The organism is Pseudactinotalea sp. Z1739 (assembly GCF_049725055.1).
Lineage (GTDB): Bacteria > Actinomycetota > Actinomycetes > Actinomycetales > Beutenbergiaceae > CALKWS01.
This window is the reverse complement of the sequence record NZ_JBMPQA010000005.1, coordinates 289921-307446: the sequence shown is the minus strand read 5'-3', so window position 1 is coordinate 307446 and position 17526 is coordinate 289921. Positions and strand designations below refer to the sequence as shown.

13 protein-coding genes and 2 pseudogenes are annotated in these 17526 nt (G+C 63.3%); 9 read left to right on the top strand and 6 right to left on the bottom strand.

Annotated features, from left to right (window positions below; all coding sequences use genetic code 11):
* Window positions 1-205 precede the first annotated feature (205 nt).
* The 3 genes from ACO0LV_RS09160 (at window position 206) to ACO0LV_RS09150 (ending at window position 2737) form a co-directional block, all read left to right on the top strand.
* Window positions 206-1306 (top strand): adenine-specific methyltransferase EcoRI family protein, encoded by a 1101-nt coding sequence (locus tag ACO0LV_RS09160; protein WP_424787580.1) that lies wholly within the window; start codon window positions 206-208, stop codon window positions 1304-1306.
* Entirely contained in the window at window positions 1303-2466 is a 1164-nt protein-coding gene (locus ACO0LV_RS09155; RefSeq protein ID WP_424787579.1) for an HNH endonuclease family protein, read from the top strand. Before ACO0LV_RS09160 ends, ACO0LV_RS09155 begins: the two co-directional genes overlap by 4 nt.
* Window positions 2467-2548: 82 nt before the next feature.
* Window positions 2549-2737: a hypothetical protein gene (locus ACO0LV_RS09150; protein ID WP_424787578.1), complete on the top strand. Its 189-nt coding sequence runs from the start codon at window positions 2549-2551 to the stop codon at window positions 2735-2737.
* Between the two features lie 758 nt (window positions 2738-3495).
* Here the strand turns inward: ACO0LV_RS09150 and ACO0LV_RS09145 are convergent.
* From ACO0LV_RS09145 to ACO0LV_RS09125, 5 genes are read right to left on the bottom strand one after another with little or no spacing between them, the layout of a single operon-like run.
* Entirely contained in the window at window positions 3496-4815 is a 1320-nt protein-coding gene (locus ACO0LV_RS09145; protein WP_424787577.1) for an ABC transporter substrate-binding protein, read from the bottom strand.
* An 18-nt stretch (window positions 4816-4833) separates the two neighbouring features.
* A complete protein-coding gene (locus ACO0LV_RS09140; protein ID WP_424787576.1) occupies window positions 4834-5265 on the bottom strand; it encodes a RidA family protein in 432 nt (143 codons plus the stop codon).
* A 5-nt stretch (window positions 5266-5270) separates the two neighbouring features.
* A complete protein-coding gene (locus ACO0LV_RS09135; RefSeq protein ID WP_424787575.1) occupies window positions 5271-6119 on the bottom strand; it encodes a carbohydrate ABC transporter permease in 849 nt (282 codons plus the stop codon).
* Window positions 6116-7057: a carbohydrate ABC transporter permease gene (locus ACO0LV_RS09130; protein ID WP_424787574.1), complete on the bottom strand. Its 942-nt coding sequence runs from the start codon at window positions 7055-7057 to the stop codon at window positions 6116-6118. Before ACO0LV_RS09130 ends, ACO0LV_RS09135 begins: the two co-directional genes overlap by 4 nt.
* 35 nt (window positions 7058-7092) lie before the next feature.
* Complete coding sequence (locus ACO0LV_RS09125) at window positions 7093-8484, bottom strand: FAD-dependent oxidoreductase (protein WP_424787573.1); 1392 nt, start codon at window positions 8482-8484, stop codon at window positions 7093-7095.
* A gap of 96 nt (window positions 8485-8580) precedes the next feature.
* On the opposite strand from ACO0LV_RS09125, the gene ACO0LV_RS09120 reads away from it, so the two are divergent.
* Window positions 8581-9456 carry a LysR substrate-binding domain-containing protein gene (locus tag ACO0LV_RS09120; protein ID WP_424787572.1) on the top strand — a complete coding sequence of 292 codons (876 nt, stop codon included), beginning with the start codon at window positions 8581-8583 and terminating at the stop codon, window positions 9454-9456.
* A gap of 872 nt (window positions 9457-10328) precedes the next feature.
* Here ACO0LV_RS09120 and ACO0LV_RS09115 read toward each other — a convergent pair.
* Window positions 10329-11972 (bottom strand): hypothetical protein, encoded by a 1644-nt coding sequence (locus tag ACO0LV_RS09115; RefSeq protein ID WP_424787571.1) that lies wholly within the window; start codon window positions 11970-11972, stop codon window positions 10329-10331.
* Window positions 11973-12635: 663 nt separating this feature from the next.
* Here ACO0LV_RS09115 and ACO0LV_RS09110 point away from each other — a divergent pair.
* From ACO0LV_RS09110 to ACO0LV_RS09090, 5 genes and pseudogenes are all read left to right on the top strand, one after another.
* Window positions 12636-14297 (top strand): MGH1-like glycoside hydrolase domain-containing protein, encoded by a 1662-nt coding sequence (locus tag ACO0LV_RS09110; protein ID WP_424787570.1) that lies wholly within the window; start codon window positions 12636-12638, stop codon window positions 14295-14297.
* Window positions 14297-14722: pseudogene (locus ACO0LV_RS09105) on the top strand (family 43 glycosylhydrolase); the annotation flags it as partial. The gene ACO0LV_RS09110 and the pseudogene ACO0LV_RS09105, both read left to right, overlap by 1 nt.
* Before the next feature lie 325 nt (window positions 14723-15047).
* Window positions 15048-15679 (top strand): annotated as a pseudogene (locus tag ACO0LV_RS09100) (ABC transporter permease subunit).
* A 146-nt stretch (window positions 15680-15825) separates the two neighbouring features.
* Entirely contained in the window at window positions 15826-16620 is a 795-nt protein-coding gene (locus ACO0LV_RS09095; protein ID WP_424787569.1) for a sulfite exporter TauE/SafE family protein, read from the top strand.
* Between the two features lie 24 nt (window positions 16621-16644).
* A complete protein-coding gene (locus ACO0LV_RS09090) occupies window positions 16645-17463 on the top strand; it encodes an SOS response-associated peptidase (RefSeq protein WP_424787568.1) in 819 nt (272 codons plus the stop codon).
* Window positions 17464-17526 lie beyond the last annotated feature (63 nt).

Here is a 17526-nt window from a genome sequence, read left to right as displayed (position 1 = left end):
TGGGACTGGTACCCCGATGGCAAGGTCTGGCGTTGGATGGCGCGGCATGCGGCCAAGCGCGTCGGGGCTGAAGCAGCCGCTCCTCCCCAGTTTGATGGTCCCCGCCTTCGCGAGCTGGACCTTCGCTTCGAGGATCCCTCTATACGATGAGTTCCAGCGTGCCCCCACCCTTGGCGGCGCGGCCAACTTATCGAGCGGAGTGAGTGTGACGGCGAAGCGGCAGAGTCTTGGAGACGCGAAAGCGGCGAAGGACGACGAGTTCTACACGCAGCTCAGCGACATCGAGAAGGAGCTGCGGCACTACCGGAAGCACTTCAAGGGCAAGGTCGTCTACCTCAACTGCGACGACCCCCGCGAGTCCGAGTTCTTCCACTACTTCAGCTACAACTTCGAGAAGCTGGGCCTGAAGAAGCTGATCGCCGCGTGTTACAAGAGCAAGGACATGGACCTGTTCTCCACAGGGGACAGCGAACGCGCCATCTATCTCGAGTACGAAGGCGACAAAGACGGGGACAAGATCCCTGGACGCGACGAGATCGAGGTACAGCACTTCGACGGTGACGGCGACTTCCGCTCGCCCGAGAGCATCACCCTCCTGGAACAGGCCGACATCGTCGTTACTAACCCTCCGTTCAGCCTGTTCCGCGAATACATCGCCCAGCTCATCGAGCACAACAAGAAGTTCCTCGTCATCGGGAACATGAACGCGGTGACCTACAAGGAGATCTGGCCGCACATTCAGCACGACCGCATCTGGCTGGGCGTCACCCGGGCTGGCACCGGGCAGATGTGGTTCCGTATCAAGGATGACTTCCCCGTGAAGTCTGGCCAGCGAACCGACGAGAACGGGCAGAGGTACCAGACGATCGGCAGCTCCGCATGGTTCACAAATTTGGACCATTCCAAACGTCACGAGGACCTGACGCTATTCAAGGCTTACAATGCCGCCGACTACCCGATGTACGACAACTACGACGCCATCGAGGTTTCCAAGGCTGTGGATATCCCCCTCGACTGGGACGGCGTCATGGGCGTGCCGATCACCTTCCTAGGGAAGTATAACCCCGACCAGTTCGACATCGTCGGCATCGCCAAGGCGCCGCTGGGCAAGCCGAGCAAGGTCTACCCTCAGCAGACTCAAGTCAGCGCAAAAGGCGTTAGGAGCAAGGTCACCAAGCTCAACGATGGGCCAGCCTTGAAGGTTGAAACTCCCCCGATCGGCAAGACCTACTACGAGGTGGACGGAGCAACGTACATCCAGATGTACGCACGAATTCTCATCCGGCGCAAGGAGGTCACCTCATGAGAATCGAACTCAAGAGGATTTCGGTTCGAGACTTGGTCGCCGACTACGAGGACAACGACGAGCTGGGCGTGCGGGCCTACGGCGGCAAGCTCGACGTGCGCCCGCCCTATCAACGAGAGTTCGTCTACAAGGACAAGCAACGCGACGCCGTCATCGAGACCGTGCGCCGCGACTTCCCACTGAACGTTATGTACTGGTCGGTCATCGACAAACCCGAGGACGACGGCGTCGAGTACGAGATCATCGACGGCCAGCAGCGCACCATCTCGATCTGCCAATACGTCGAGGGCGACTTCTCCATCCTCATCGACGGTCACCAGTTGGCCTTCCACAACCTCCAGGAGGACCAGCAGCAGCAGATTCTGGACTACGAGCTGATGGTCTATCTCTGCGAAGGCACCGACTCCGAGAAACTCGACTGGTTCAAGACGATCAACATCGCAGGTGAAGAGCTCACCGATCAAGAGCTACGCAACGCGGTGTATCACGGCCCGTGGGTATCCGCTGCAAAGCGGTACTTCAGCAAGAACGGGTGCCCAGCATACGCAATCGCCTCCGACTATATGACCGGCTCACCCATCCGGCAGGACTACCTGCAGACCGCCATCGAGTGGATCAACGATGGCAAGGTCGACGAGTACATGCGCGATCACCAGCACGACACAAACGCCAATGAACTCTGGCTGTACTTCAAGGGTGTCATCGACTGGGTGGAGGCGATCTTCCCCAAAAAACGCGCACAGATGAGGTCGGTCAAGTGGGGGCCGCTGTACAACAAGTACAAGGACGCCGTTCTCGACCCGATCAAGCTCGAAGACCGGGTCGCGACCCTCATGGGTGACATCGACGTCAAGAACAAGCGCGGCATCTACGAGTACCTGCTGGGCGGTGAGGAAGCCACGAAGCTGCTCGACGTCCGTGTCTTCGACGAGAGAACGAAACTGGCCGCCTACGTGCAGCAGACGACACAAGGAGAAGCGGACGGAACGTCAAACTGCCCGATGTGCGCGAGCGGCAACAACACCAACGCGACGCGCATCTACGAACTGAGCGAGATGGACGCCGACCATGTGACGGCGTGGAGCAAGGGGGGCGCCTCCGACCTCGCCAACTGCGAGATGCTCTGCGTGCCGCATAACCGCTCCAAGGGCAACCGCTGACCGCCGCGCTCGAGGCGTCTACGCCTCAACCGTACTACGTACCCGGTACCCCTTCCGGGTACCCTGATGAGAGGAGGAAACGATGACGACTCGCAGCAAGCCCAGACCTCCCCGCCCCGCTCTCGCCGCCTCTGCGTCCTTCTCCGCGGTTCGAGGGGCCCGCGACTGGCTCGACATCCGCGCCGCCAGCGTGCGAGCACGTGATGAGCGGCTGCGGGCCGAGCGCGACCCGAACCGCCGCCTGCCCCGGCCGCCGGTCTTCTTTGGGTGACCGACGAGCGACGAGCGACCTATAGAGAGAGTCTCTAGGGACTCTCCCTATAGGGTGTTGTGTATCTCGTCGCTGGTCGCTCGTCACGAGTGCAGGTCAGGGCGCTGTTGCCGAGCCGAGCGACAGACGAGCGACCGTCTAGTTTGCGTCGTTCGTCGCTCGCGGAGGTGCGTTCGGCCCTCGACGGTATCCCGCCTGCGGACCGTGCCCGGTTGGACTCGATCACTCCACGCCTGATCAGTTCTCGCAGGTCCCGGCTGAGTCGCCCAGGACAGCACATTGGCGCCGTTTCCGACGCTGGAGCGGATGGGCGTTGACCACGTTGAAAGCCGCTAGGTTGGGAGGGCATCGAGACCGACACCGATGACCAGGGCCGCCCGCTATTCACCGGCCTCTACACCAATCGCCAAGAGCCGGTGCTGTTCGGTCGCCCCGTCGTTGCCACCAAGGTGCCCGCCGGAACCGCGATCGTCGGGAACTTCCGCCAGACCATCGTGGTCGTCGGTGGGGCCTCGGCTTGCGTGGTCCGACGCGCGGCGACCTGTGCTCCGCCAACACCGTCCGCTTCCGCGCTGAGGACCGATTCGGGATCAATGTCCTGCAAGGCGGCGTCGGCCGCGGCCGACAGCCCACATCGCAACGCTCGGCGTGACCCCCGAGCCTGCCATTTATGCCCTACCTGAGCACTCCCAGGTTCTACGTGCGCACCGCAGCGAGCCACCGCACGCCACGCCCCACCTGGCAACCACGCAGGCACGCTATGCAATAACAGAATTATACTGCGAAGCGGCCTCGTCGAGAATTTCTTGAATCGGTCTCGTAGGGTTCAAAAGCGCGTCTTGCAAAGCCTCAGCCATAATCCGATTAAACTCCGCATCATTCTCAGGCGCTGTCGTCAATTCGCCGTCAGAATCCATATACCCTAGCCACCACCGCAAGATCTCAGCCTCTTCCGTTTCGAAGTAGGGCAACTCAAGGGTAGACGTACGCGTCGGAATGCCTGACGCGACCTCTGCCCAAATCTCTTGCATAGCAGGATCTGTGCGGTGCTTGATGAGTTCCCAGGCAGCATCGACGTTGCTCGAACCGCTGGGGATAGCCATCGCCCAACCGGTAATACTGCAAGGCGAAGGGCGATCCGCGGTGGGGCCGGGAATTCGGACCACTTGAACGCTATCAGGTCCGAGGTCGTCCAGAATTCGTCGATAACGGTGAGAACCTTCAATGATCATTCCCACGCGACCTGCAATAAACGCATCAATCTGCTCACCGTACGCTGTCGTAGCAGCGTCGACGGACATAATCTCGTGGTCGTAGACCAACGCACGCAAGAACTCGTAGGTACCGACTCCCGCTTCCCCGTTGAATGCAGCGGATCCGTCATCGTTCAAAATTTGCCCGCCACGCCCCATAATCATTGGCTGGAAGATATAGGCAACGTGGCCAGCTTCCGCGGTAGACGCAAATGTCAGGAACCCGGAAGCTCCCGAAGCAACGTCCTGCAGGGCTTTACCCGTCTCGATGAACTCATCCCAGGTAACTGGCGCTTCGAGCCCAGCTTCCTCGAGCCAGTCCTTGCGAAGAAACAGCGCGTTGCCGATATTTTCAACTAGGAACGCTTCAATCCCAGTCTCACCTTCAAGGGCTATCACGAAATCATCGAGTTCTCCTCCGCTAAAGTCGCGATCGGCAAGTTCGCTAAGAGAATGAAGCGAACCAGCACTAGCATGCCGTTGAAAATTGTAGTAGTTAATTCGTGAGATCTCAGGAGGATCGCCTGCCTGAACGGCTGCCAAGAGGCTTGGATCGATTTCCTGCCAAGGCATTACGTGTTCGACTACCAAATGGCCAGTCGTCTCTTCAAAGTGGTCGAAAATTTCGCGTTCCGCACGGCCCCGAGGGTCCTCCCCCGCCGGATCCAAGAGCGTCCAATAATTGAGGGTCGCGCTCTCATCCTCTGACCCTACCGAGGATTCATCCCGACCACACCCCACTAGTAGGCTGGCACTTGCCATTCCACCAAGCAAGAAGAGTGAACGTCTATCAATACCCTCATCGGTAATGCGCCGTTCTGACATTGCAATTCTCCATTCGTTTCAACTCGGAAAGCCGCCTTGGCCCTCTGCTGCACTCGCTATTGCTTGTATCTCGACGAGAAACTCTGGGTCCACGAGTTCGGCCTTTGTCGTCGTCCGCGGCGGTGCCCACCCTTCCATTGCCCTCTCATATACGCGGTTGAAGCCAGGGAAGTAGGACATAGACCGCAGGTATACTGTCACCATCGTCAGATCCCGGACCGTACAGCCACAGTGATCAAGCAGGGCAAAGGTGTTCTTCAGCACTTGAGTGGTTTGCGCCTCTATATCGCCCGACCCAACCAACCGACCGTGAGCATCCAGTGCGACCTGACCGCCAATAAACAGCAGTCCGTTCGTGAAACTACCGGGGGCCAAGTATGACGGCACAGGGTGGTAATTCGATGGATATATCAAGCGGACCGGCTGGCTCAGTGATCTGTAGTTATCCATTTTACTCATTGACTCCCTAAGGTTCCGGCAGTAAGGCCCTGGATAAAGTGGCGCTGTAATAGCAAGAACAGCATCACGATAGGAATCAGGGAAACGATCGATGCCGCTGAGATCGCGCCCCAGTCCACTCCGTAGGTCGCCAGGAACATGTGAATCCCTACCGGAACCGTCCGCATGTCATCCGTCGACGTGAGCACCACCGCGAGAATGAATTCGTTCCAGGAGTACACGAAGACGATTAGTGCGGCGGCCGCCATCCCAGGCCGGGTTAGCGGAACGACCACACGGAGCATCGCTCCCAATCGGCTACACCCATCAATCATTGCCGCTTCGTCAAGTTGAGGCGGAACAGTCTTGAAGTACCCTCGGAGCAACCAAACTGCCAACGGTGTCATCCAGACTGCATATACAACGATAAGCACGCCATAGGTATTGATCAAACCCAAGCGTGTCGCCATAAAATAGAACGGCACTACAGTGGATACTTGACCTATAGCCATGCCGGCGAGGATTACAAATAGCAATGCCGTTTGCCCGCGGAACCGAAACCGAGTCGCACCATAAGCTGCCGGAACGGAGACCATCAGGACGAGTAGAACGGTGCCAAATGCGACGATGGCACTGTTTGCAAACCATCTCCCAAACTGGCCAGTTAGCACGCGTTGGTAGTGCGAGAGCGTGACCTCGTCCGGCAAGATTTGCGGGGGGAAACTCAATATCTTCTCAGACGGTAGTAATGAGGTACGTAATGCCCATAGGCCATTCGAAAGGAATAGCAGGATACCTGCCATAAGCAATATCCAGACCAGCACCCTAACCGCCGGATGCTGCGAAGATGCTGTTCCAACCCTCATGCCTCACCACCAGCCTGACGACGAAGTGCGCGGAAATACCATATTGCGAGCGCGAAATTCACCACGAGCATTATCATCGTGAGCGTAGCGGCGGTATCTACGTTGAAATACTCAAACGCTTCGCGGTATAGACGTAACCCAAAGATCTCAGTTCTACCCATAGGCCCCCCACCTGTCAGGTCAATAACAAGGACGACCATGTTAAAGTAGTTAATAGTGAGTACGATCACGGTCACGATAGTCACGGGCATGATCGCTGGAATTAGGATGTGTCGGACGCGCTGCCAATAGTTTGCGCCATCTACCTCGGCTGCCTCTTCCGTCTCTCGAGGAACTGCTTGCAGCGCTGCGAGAGACATAAGCATTGGAAAGGCAAGCGATCGCCAGATATTCACTACGATCAGGACCGCCATTGCGCTGACGCCGGATGCGAAGAGATTAGGAAAGGGAGGTAATCCTAGCGTCTCGAATGCTGCTGTAACGGGACCATACTGCGGATTCAGCATCCACCGCCATGTGATGGCAACAACCACCTCTGAAGTAATCCAGGGTATTATGATGATTGTACGGAGTAGTTTGGTTCCTTTAGACGACCTGCGCAGCGCTAAGGCAAGCCCTATTCCTAATGCCGTACAACCAACTACTCCGAAAACGACGTAAGCTGCTGTAGCCCTCGCGTTCGTCGCGAATCCGGGGTCTGTGACAATTGACTGATAATTTCCAAAACCTGCGAATTCTGTCGTGTCCCACATTCGGGTCTCGAAGAGACTGAAACGCGCCGCAAAGTATAGCGGATAGGCTGTAACGCCGAGAACGAGCAGGAAGGCGGGTAGCATATACGGCCAGCCCGTGAAGGTTCCTAGTCTTGCTCTGCGTCGCCTCGTACTGGCTTTGCCGCGAAGCGATTCTTCCGTCTCTTCGATAGTGGAGTTCGTCATCGACTCTCCGCTCGTTCGACCTTTAACCGGTCGTGTTAGTGTGCATGCGCGTCGATATGCTCACTGCGCTCCAAGATGGCACCCTGCTCGAGGAGCGTCGCTTGCAGTTGTGTATGCGGAACTTTATGGACACTCTGTTGACGGCTGGCCAAAGCGGCGAGTGTTCCAGCCGCGTGCCCGGTAACCATGCAGACAGCCTGGCCCCGTGTCGAACCGGCAGCCTCGTGGGTCGCGGAAATAGCCCTACCAGCAACCACCAAGCCGTCGAGTTCCTCCGGTACCAAGCACCCGAGTGGGATACCAAACGAGCGCTTTATCGGCCATAGAACGGATCCGCCCTTGCCAGGCTCTACGTCGTGTACATCCAGAGGGTAGGCGCCGCGTCCAACCTGGTCGTCAAAGTCGCGACCGCTCATGACATCGTCCGTGTCGAGAATGTGGGACCCTCTCAATCGACGGGTCTCCCGAATTCCTACCTGGTGCGGAGCTGAACTGATCCGAGCGTGCTCGAATCCTGGGACATACTTCTGAAGAAAGCGCACGACCTCCGCCATCTGTAGCACGGTAACAACTTCTGCCCTTGAGACGTCGTCCGGATTGGTACCATCAATCCCATGCACCCGCGTCACGTTCACTCCGACCTCATCTCGATCGGGCAGGGTGTAGAGGCCTAATCTCCACCGCGGTATTGTCCAATCGCCAGCCTTTTTTGCGCGACGTATGAGATCTCCAAACGCTTCAATCGTCGCGCCTGGAGTTGCACGCAGAGCGTCAATGTCATAAGTGTCCCCAGTCCAACCGCGAGGTGGTTTGATGTCGGCGGGATTTTCAGCAAGGTAGTCAAACACACGCTTCATGTCGACGCCGCCAACCCGGAAGATGCGACTCGCAGGCTGCGATTTTCGGTCTGGGCCTCGCCCATGTTCGAACGATCCGCCGGCAGCAGCTAGAATGTCCGCGTCTCCAGTCGCATCAACGATGGCGGAAGCTTCTATGGTTCGGACTCCCGCCTTTGTTGCAACTTCAAGGCCTGTTACGCTGCCGTTTCCGGAAACACAACCGACAACTATTGCATGAAAGAGAATGTCCAGTTCTTCGGCTACTGCCATCTCGAGCAGGGCCACCTTTAGCATCTCTGGATCGTGCGCAAGTATTGAACCGAACTGAGGGTCAAGTTGAGGCGCTGTCGCGCCATGGATGGGGATAAGACGTTCGATCAGTTCGCGACCGATGCCTCCTAGGGCCCAGTACCCTTCCGCGTCAGCCGCCCCTAGAAGGTTCATCCCAAGGCTAAGGTTGCCACCCAGATAGCTGTGGGGCTCTACGACTAGTGTCCTTGCCCCAGTCCGAGCCGCAGCGATGGCCGCGATCGCTCCTGCGGTGCCGCCGCCGGCAACAATCACGTCATATCGGTCACGCGTCTTCACGTACTCGCTCCTTCGTTGGATGGATTGCTAGCCAGGTTACGACGCTTCTTTGATGTCGTCCAATACGAAATCGTACGTCTTTGATACGATTGCCGTATGGATTGGGATCCACGGCTCCTCTTGTCCTTCTTGACGGTGGCGGATGAGTTGCACTTTGGTCGTGCAGCAACGCGGCTCAGGCTCAGCCAGCCCGCGTTGAGCCGCCACATCAAAGAACTCGAGCGTCGGGTTGGTACACCGCTCCTGACCCGGACCACCCGCAGCGTGAGTCTGACCGGGGCGGGCTCTGCGCTCCAGCGAGATCTGCCACCCCTCCTCGGGGGCTTGGAGAACGCCCTCATGCATGCTCACCGAATTGGGCGAGGTGAGGAGGGACATCTATCTGTCGGCTTTATAGGCTCAGCCGTCGAATCTGTGCTCGTGGGCGCACTAGAACGGATACGGCTCTCCCATCCGGGCCTCGCATTCACCTTGACCGAACGCGCATGGGTCTCGCAGACGGAGGGGCTGGAAGGCGGACAAGATGACGTCGCAATCGTCCGAGACTTACGAGGCGGATCGCCATGGGAAAGTATTCTGCTCCGGACAGAAACTATTTGCCTGGTAATGCGAAACGATCACCCTTTCGCTCAGCAATCCGAGGTTACGACCTCAGACCTAGCCGGACTCGCGTCTACCAATTTCATAAGCAATTCTGCGTGGATGGCTCACCATTGCAGCGATTGGCCCTTTCGCCCTCGAGTAATAGACGACGTAACGAGTTCGCACGGCATTCTCGCGCTCGTAAGAACCAACCAAGGCATCTCCTTCATGCCAGCCAGTTACGCCCCATGGGCCACGGGGGATCTATCCTTCGTGCCCGTAGAAGGCCAAGTGAGTAGGCAGCAAGTTGCCTGGGACGCTAAGCGAACCAATTCGGCTCGGCAAATCATCCTGTCGGCTATTCACGCTCATTGCGCTAGTGCTCCATAGGTTTCTGATAATCACTGTAAGGATCCATATTCGCTGTAAGTTGCTTATGATGGAGCGATATGAAACTGCGCCATCGTAGCTGTCGGAGAACGTGGTCAGTCGAAGGCGCCTCCTAGTTTAGCAGGCGCAGGACTGGTAATTCTAATGGAAGCAGGGTAAGACTGCCAATTGCGGGGGTCCAGCCAGGGCTTCGGCACCTACGGACCTCACCGGTGAACCGTTCGTCACTTCATCTACTTTGACGCAGTGCCTTCGCGTTGAACGATTGCCCACACTAGAATTATGCAAACTACCGCGGCAGGCTAAAGCGGACAGCACAGTCGGCGACCACATCCTCGCCGAGCAACTCTCTTGGCACTTCGTCCTCGAATGTTCAACTGCCTACGACGTCCAAGAGCATGAGTTCACAGGGCCGCTGGCTCCCAGAAGCGAAGTGAATAGCTCGCAACGATTGGAGGTACCTCCGTGCGGGAGCAACCCTGACCCGCTGACCCGGGTTCCGCTAATGCGCATCGGTATGGTCTACGCCGACCGTTCGCCGAGGTATTCGATGTCCTCACCCACACGGCCTTCGCCTCGCGCTCTCCGTCGCATCCGGCGCCTCGTCGGTCACCCTCGACCGAGCCCGCCTCCGCTTCGAGAACCGGTGGGTGCGGTGGAACATCTTCCGCACCGTCACCGCTACCGGTTGCTTGATCCTCCTCACGACGGCGCTGCTCCAGATCTCGTGATCGGCAATCTCGCGACCGATGCTGCGTCGGACGCCACATCGTCGACCAAGCGGCTCGGTCACCTCGCCCAGGCAACTGCCTGTGGACAACTTCCCACAGTGTGCACAATGCCTGTGGATAAGTCAGCGTTCCGGCACCAGTTCAGGCGTCGTCGGAGGTGTCCGCCCGGAACAGGTAGGTGTTCGTGCCGTCCTCCCCGGTGACGTTGACGAGCACGTGTCCGTCGTGAATCTCCACCCCGGCCGGGTCCTGCCGGTGCCGTACCGGTTCGGTCAGCGGCTCCCCGGTAGCGGCGTCGAAGGCGTGCAGGACCATCGAGGGCTCGGTCTTCTCCGTGAGCGAGTCCTCCAGCAGCCATCCCGGCACCGGGACCTGCACGGTCACCACCCCGTCGGCAGCGATCACAACCGGGCGGCCCAGGTCCACCTCGTCGTCGGTCTCGTCCATGGCGTCGGCGCCGGCTTCCAGCGTCGCCCGCCACAGCGAGTTGCCGGTCAGCGGGTGCAGCGCCCGCACCCGGTCGCCCTCCACCACGGTGAGCACGCGCGCCCCGGCGGTCCAGTTGCCGTCGCTGCGCCCGGTGTGCACCCGGTGATCGACACTGCGCACCTGCGCACCGGTCAGGCCGATCACGTGCGAGCGCCCGGACCCGGGCAGCCAGAGCAGGTCACCGTCGAGGAAGGAGTTCTGGGTGGGAAAGTCCTCCAGCGCCCGCGCCACGTCGCAATCCACCGGGGTGAAGAGGTCCTCGGCGTCCTCCTCATCCTCGGCCGGGGCGTCGGTGCGCAGCACCTCGATGCCGCACTCCTCCTCGATGGTGGCCACCGCCGCGGCGCCGCCGGCTACGGCAACGGGCCGGTCGGCCGCCAGGGTGTGCGCTACGGACCCGGTCGCCGGATCACGCAACTCGGTGGCGTCGTCGTCGTTCGTCGTAGCCACCCAGAACCGGTGCACGCCGGTGATGTCACCGGCCGCGCTCATGCCCAGGTAACCCAAGCCCACATTCGGCACCGGCTCCGCGGACACGCTCCACTCCTCCTCGCCGGTCTCGGCGTCGCGGCCGGTCCAGGTGCAGTCCTCCGGGTCCTGGCACCACTGGTTCACCACGATGCCGGGGGCGGTGGCCACCACCCCGCCGTCCCACCAGGTGCCACTGCGCTCCTCGGGCAGGTCATAGTGCCACCGGGCGACCTCGGCACCGGTGCGATCCAGGGTCCGCACGGTGGCCCGCTGGCCCGGGGCGTGGTGCAGCAGCACTCCCCCATCGGGCATCGCCACGATGCGGGTGTGCTCGGTCACGCTGCCGTCCCACCAGGGACGCATCTCGCCGTCGGGATCGACGATCATGAGGTGGTCGTTCCGGTGCAGCAGCAACCGCCGGTCCACATCGGCAGGCTCACCCCAGCTGACCTCATGCAGCAGTGCCCCGCCATGTCCGTAAGCCACAGCCACTTCCCGCCACGGCCCGCCGAGACCGAGCCCCAGCACCAGCACCGCCACCGCCGCCACGGCGGCGGCCATCAGCGCGGGCCTGCGCCACAGCAGCACCCAGGCCACACCGGCCACACCGAGCGCGGTCAGCAGGATCCCGGCCAGGTACCAGCCGTCCCGGCCGGCCGACCAGCCCACCGCCAGGGCGATCAGCCCGGCCAGGGCCAACGCGGCGAACACCCAAGTCCGCCAGCGCAGCACCATCTCGGCAACGGGGGCCCGGGACGCCGGCGCGGGCTCGGATGACGCCGGGACCGCGGGGCCCTCATCGGCCGCCGAGCCGGTAGTGCTCATCCATCCTCCGCCTGATCCCCTGGGCCTCCAACAGCCCCACGATCCTAGCCGAGGCCGGCGCCGACGGCCCGCCGGATGCAACCCGAATCAGCCAGGACAGAAAAGGTTGCTGACAAGAACAAATCCCTGGGCTCGCCTCCGGAGGAAACGTTTCCGAACCTGCGATTCCCCCGCATGCGCGGGCGACGGAAACCGAGGATCGGACCGGTTCCCATCGCGGCGGCGAGCACTTCGCGCACCACGGGAACCGCCGCCGACTGTCGCGATTGAAAGCGTTCTGGGGATCTACAACTGGGAGGGTCTCAATGGTCCCGATGCGGCCGAGATCATCAGGGACGACCGCGGGCTGCAGTTCAATCCCCGAGATGCTCGCAGTGGTCCAGCCGCAGTTGGACCCGGTCACGCCGAGGCGGCCACCTACATCCTGGACGTGCTGGAGCAGGGCGTGCTCGCACCGCCGCAGCCGGCCGGTGGTGCGGAGATGAACAACGTCTCCCAGCGGATGGAGACCGACATCCTGTTCGGCAACCGCACCGTGGAGGAAGCGGGGAGTATTGGATCGAGTACATGGAGGACCAACTCAGTTGATCCCGGCCCAGCGCGCCCCCTCGCTGCACCGCACGGCGCGCGCCGGGCACCACCACCGACCGGAAGAATCCCATCGTGACGATAGAGCAGTCGCTCATGCGGCTCCGCGCCGCCGATCCCGCGCCGCAACGTGCCGGCCTCCAGGGCCCCCTGGCCGAGCAGATCGAGGCCGCCGGCGTCAACTTCGCCGCCGTAGGCGGGCCGGTCCAGGACCGCTGGGTGCAGGCGCTGGGCGAACTCAACCAGTGCGTGCGCCCCCTGGCCGGCGGTCCGGCGGTGCTGCATGAAGGGGGCACGTACGACGGGTGCTGGCTCGAGTCCACCGGCACCATCAGTGCCGAGGTCCTGTCCCGGTTCGCCCCCGGAGTCGCCGAGGACACCTTCACCCTGTTCGCCCGCCAACAACGCGACGACGGCCTGCTGCCCTACAAGGTCAGCCCGGAGGGGCCGGCATACCGTCAGATCCAGATCGTCACCCCGTTCGCCCGGTCCGTGTGGCGCCACTACCGCCTGCACCACGGTGCGGAGCCATCCGCTGCCCGGGGCTGGCTGGACACGATGTACGCGGCGATGTCCCGCAACGACGCCTGGCTCGCCCGGCACCGCGACACCCGTGGCAGCGGCGGGGTGGAGGCCTTCTGCACCTACGACACCGGGCACGACCTGTCCCCCCGCCACTGGTTCACCCCCGAGCACTGCCACGAGGGCGAGGCGAGCCGATACGACCCGGAGTCGGCCACCATCCCGTATCTGGCCCCGGACCTGACCGCGAACGTGGCGTGCCAGCGCACCTACCTGGGCCGCATCGCCACCGAACTCGGCGCCGAGGACGCCCCGTGGCTCCGCGCCGCGCAGGCCTCGACGGCGGCGCTGTTCGAGCACTGCTTCGACGCCGCCGAGGGCACCTTCTTCGACCGGGACGCCACCGGGGCGCTGGTACGGGTGAAGTCGGACGTGCTGATGCGGGTGCTGGCCTGCGAGATAGGCGACGGCGACTTCTTCACCGCCGCACTGCGCCGGTATCTGATGAATACCACCGCGTTCCTGTCCCATTTCGGGTTCACCTCGGTGGCCATGGACGACCCCCGCTTCAACGGCGACCACACCCGCAACTCCTGGGCCGGGCCGGTGAACTTCCTCACCCAGATCCGCGCCCCGCACGCCTTCGACCACCACGGCCATGGCGCCGAACTGGCACTGGCCACCAGGCCCGTGCTCGCCGCGCTCCTGCGCGCTGACCGGTTCCCCCAGTGCCTCGACCCCTGGAGCGGGGAGGCCGGCTACACCAGTTCCTACTCCCCCGCGCTGCTGTGGCTGCTGGACGCCGTGGAGCGCAACTTCGGGATCCTGCCCACCCCGGCCGGCCGGATCTGGTTCACCTCGATGGCCCCCACCCGTCTCGGTGGTGGCAGCGCCGCCACGGCCACCGCCTACGCGCGCACCGTCGCCGGCGTCCACTACGAACTGGGTAGCGACGACGCCGCCTCGAGATCCTTCCGCGCGGGCAGCCCGCACCTGTCCTTCCCCCGGGGATGGCGGGTGGAGACCGACCTACGCGGCGTGCCCCTCGCCGTCGTCGGCCTGTCCCCGCGCCCGGTGACCGGGGTGCTGACCCACGGGGACCAGCGGTGGGAACTCACTCTGGCCGCGAACCAGCGTGCCGACCTGGACGGCGGCGAGGTCACCGTCGCCTCCGGGCCCGGTTTCGTCGCGCCACGCTCGGGAACGGAGGTCTGATGGGCCTGAGTACCCGCGACATCCAGATCCGGGACCCGTTCGTTCTGCCGGTGCCTGACAGCGGCCGCTACTACCTGTTCGGCTCCACCGACCCCGACGTCTGGCGGGGCCCGGCGGGCGGGTTCGACTGCTACACCTCCACCGACCTGAGGCACTGGGAGGGCCCGGAGCCGGCGTTCCGGCCGCCCCCGGACTTCTGGGCGGACCAGAACTTCTGGGCCCCGGAGGTGCACCTGTACCAGGGCCGCTACTTCATGTTCGCCACCTTCAAGGCCGAGGACGTGCGCCGCGGCACCCATGTGCTCACCGCCCAGCACCCGGCCGGGCCGTTCCTGCCGCACAGCGCCGGGGCACTGACCCCGAGCGACTGGGAGTGCCTGGACGGCACCCTGCACGTGGCCGACGACGGCGAACCGTGGTTGGTCTTCTGCCACGAGTCCAGCTTCCGCGGCGGTGGCTACGCGCTGGGCGTGGCCCGGTCCGCCTCCGGGACCGTGCTCGGGCCGTGGGAGCACCAGGATGAACCGGTCTACGCCGACGACGGTGGCCACGGCATGGTGTTCACCACCTTTGCCGGCCGGTTGCTGCTCACACTGCACAGTCCCAACCGCACCCCGGACGAGCGCCCGGTGTTCATCGAGTTGCAGGAGGTCCCCGGGGGTCTGCGGGTGGGCGGGACGGAGCGTGACCTTCTGCACCCGGATGGACTACGTGGCCCGGGGGTCTGCGGGTGGGCGGGACGGAGACCGGATGAGCAGCCTGGCCGAACTGCGCACGATCGCCAAGCAGGCCCGCACCCGCCGGGGCGCGCCGAAGGACCCCAAGCGGTACCCGGACAACAAGGCCGGGCACCTGTTCCTGCTGCCCTGGCTGGTGGGGCTGCTGGTCTTCACCGGCGGACCGATGCTGGCCTCGCTGTACCTGGCGTTCACCGACTACAACCTGCTGCAGCCCCCGCAGTTCTCCGGCACCGCCAACTTCGAGCGGATGTGGGCGACGAGCGGTTGTGGACCTCCCTCCGGGTGACGTTCCAGTACGTGTTCGTCTCGGTGCCGATCCTGCTGGCCCGCATCGACGGCGCCGGTCACCCGCGCATCTTCACCCAGATCACGCTGCCGTTGATGATCCCGGCGCTGGCGACCACCACGATCTTCACCTTCATCTGGACCTGGGGAGACTTCTTCGGGCCGCTGATCTACCTGCGCACCCGAGACAATTTCCCGGTGGCGCTGGCGTTGGTCGGGTTCGTCGACGGGCAGTCGACGTCCAACTACGGGGCGATGTTCGCGATGAGTGTGGTCTCGCTGATCCCGCTGTTCCTGGTGTTCCTGATCGGGCAGCGATTCCTGGTCAAGGGGTTCGCCCGGTCCGGGATCAAGTAGCGGCGAACGGCTGCCACCCGCGCCCACTCGCGGCGCCACACCGGCCCGCCGGCCGGAGGGTGAGACCGATTCGGCCGTTCGTGCCCCGATGCGGCAGGCTCGGTGTCCGGTAGTACGGCGTGCGGAGCATGGATCGGAGGAGCGCGGTGACCGGCCTGGAGTTCAGTGTGCTCGGCTGGATCGTGCTCGGCGTCGCGGCCCTGGCGGTCGGGATCGCCAAGACCTCCATCGGTGGTCTGGGGGCGCTGGCGGTGGCCGGGTTCGCGCTGTTCATCCCGGCCCGGGAGTCCACCGCGGCGGTGTTGCTGGTGCTGATCATCGGGGACCTGGTGGCCGTGGCCCTGTACCGGCGCAGCGCGGACTGGGCGATGCTGCGGCGGTTGCTGCCGGCAGTCCTGCCCGGCATCGGGGCCGGCGCGCTGATCATGGCCTTCATCGACGACCGCACCATGACGCTGCTGATCGCCGCCTGCATCCTGGTCGCGCTGGCGATCCAGATCGTGATGCGCAGACGGCAGGCTCATGTCCCGGCAAAGGCACCGCATTCCGAGGCCGCCCCGCCCCTGGGGACCACACCGAACCTGGGGGCCACCCTCGGTACCGGGTTCGCGGCCGGCTTCACCACGATGGTGGCCAACGCCGCCGGCCCGGTGATGGCGCTGTACCTGCTGGCGGTCCGGGCGGACAAAATGCGCTTCGTGGGCACCATGGCCTGGTACTTCCTGATCGTGAACGTGGCCAAGGTGCCGTTCTCGATCGGACTCGGGCTGATGACCACCACCACGTTGTGGCTCACCCTCGCGCTGGCGCCGGCAGTGCTGGTCGGCACCTGGATGGGCCGCACGTTCCTGCGCCGACTGCCCCAGCACCGGTTCGAGACCCTGACCCTGGGCGCCTCCCTGCTGGCCGGAGCAGTGCTGCTGGTGCGCGGACTGATCTGACCCCGGCAGTGGCACAGTAGGACCATGTGCGGACGCTACGCCTCCTTCCGGAGCGCCCAGGACCTCGCCGATACCTTCGACGTGGAGCAGATCAGCGACGCCGCGGCCCGGGTGGCCGCCGGGTACAACATCGCCCCCACCGATCCGGTGCGGGTGGTGCTGGAGCGCCGCGACGGCGGCGAGACGTCCTCCCGGGACGGTGCCGAGTCATCCACCCGGGAGGGCGGCGAGTCATCCACCCGTGACGGTGCCGAATCATCCACCCGGGACGCTACCGAGCCATCCACCCGGGCGATGCACGTGGCCCGCTGGGGCCTGATCCCGCACTGGGCCAAGGACCCCACCATGGGCGCACGGATGATCAACGCCCGCAGTGAGTCGGTCGCCGAGAAGCCGGCCTTCTCCAAGTCCCTGGCCCAGCGCCGCTGTCTGGTGGTGGCCGACGGGTACTACGAGTGGCACACCGCCCCGGATCCGGCCGGTGGGAAGAAGCCGGTCAAGACCCCGTACTACATCCATCCCACCGACGGCGCCCCGATCGCGTTCGCCGGGCTGTACTCCTGGTGGCCGGACCCGGCCAAGGCCCCCGACGACGCCGACCGGTGGGTACTGTCCACCACGATCATCACCCAGGCAGCCCGGGACGGCCTGGAGCAGATCCACGACCGGGAACCGGCCGTGCTGGACCACGATCTGGTCGGTGCCTGGATCGACCGGGACGCCGGCACCGAAACGGCCCTGGACATCCTCTCCCGCCCCTGCCCGCCGCTGACCTGGCACGAGGTGGACCGTGCCGTGGGTTCGGTGCGCAACCAGGGCGCCCACCTGATCGAACCGGTCTGAGCCTGCACCCACGTGTTGACCCCGGATCCGACCGCGGGTGGACGCTGCGCCGGGGTGGTCGGG

Coding starts and splice junctions, on each gene's coding strand:
- ACO0LV_RS09155 (WP_424787579.1), top strand. CDS start 1,303: ATGAGAATCGAACTCAAGAGGATTTCGGTTCGAGACTTGGTCGCCGAC.
- ACO0LV_RS09150 (WP_424787578.1), top strand. CDS start 2,549: ATGACGACTCGCAGCAAGCCCAGACCTCCCCGCCCCGCTCTCGCCGCC.
- ACO0LV_RS09145 (WP_424787577.1), bottom strand. CDS start 4,815: ATGTCAGAACGGCGCATTACCGATGAGGGTATTGATAGACGTTCACTC.
- ACO0LV_RS09140 (WP_424787576.1), bottom strand. CDS start 5,265: ATGGATAACTACAGATCACTGAGCCAGCCGGTCCGCTTGATATATCCA.
- ACO0LV_RS09135 (WP_424787575.1), bottom strand. CDS start 6,119: ATGAGGGTTGGAACAGCATCTTCGCAGCATCCGGCGGTTAGGGTGCTG.
- ACO0LV_RS09130 (WP_424787574.1), bottom strand. CDS start 7,057: ATGACGAACTCCACTATCGAAGAGACGGAAGAATCGCTTCGCGGCAAA.
- ACO0LV_RS09120 (WP_424787572.1), top strand. CDS start 8,581: ATGGATTGGGATCCACGGCTCCTCTTGTCCTTCTTGACGGTGGCGGAT.
- ACO0LV_RS09115 (WP_424787571.1), bottom strand. CDS start 11,972: ATGAGCACTACCGGCTCGGCGGCCGATGAGGGCCCCGCGGTCCCGGCG.
- ACO0LV_RS09090 (WP_424787568.1), top strand. CDS start 16,645: ATGTGCGGACGCTACGCCTCCTTCCGGAGCGCCCAGGACCTCGCCGAT.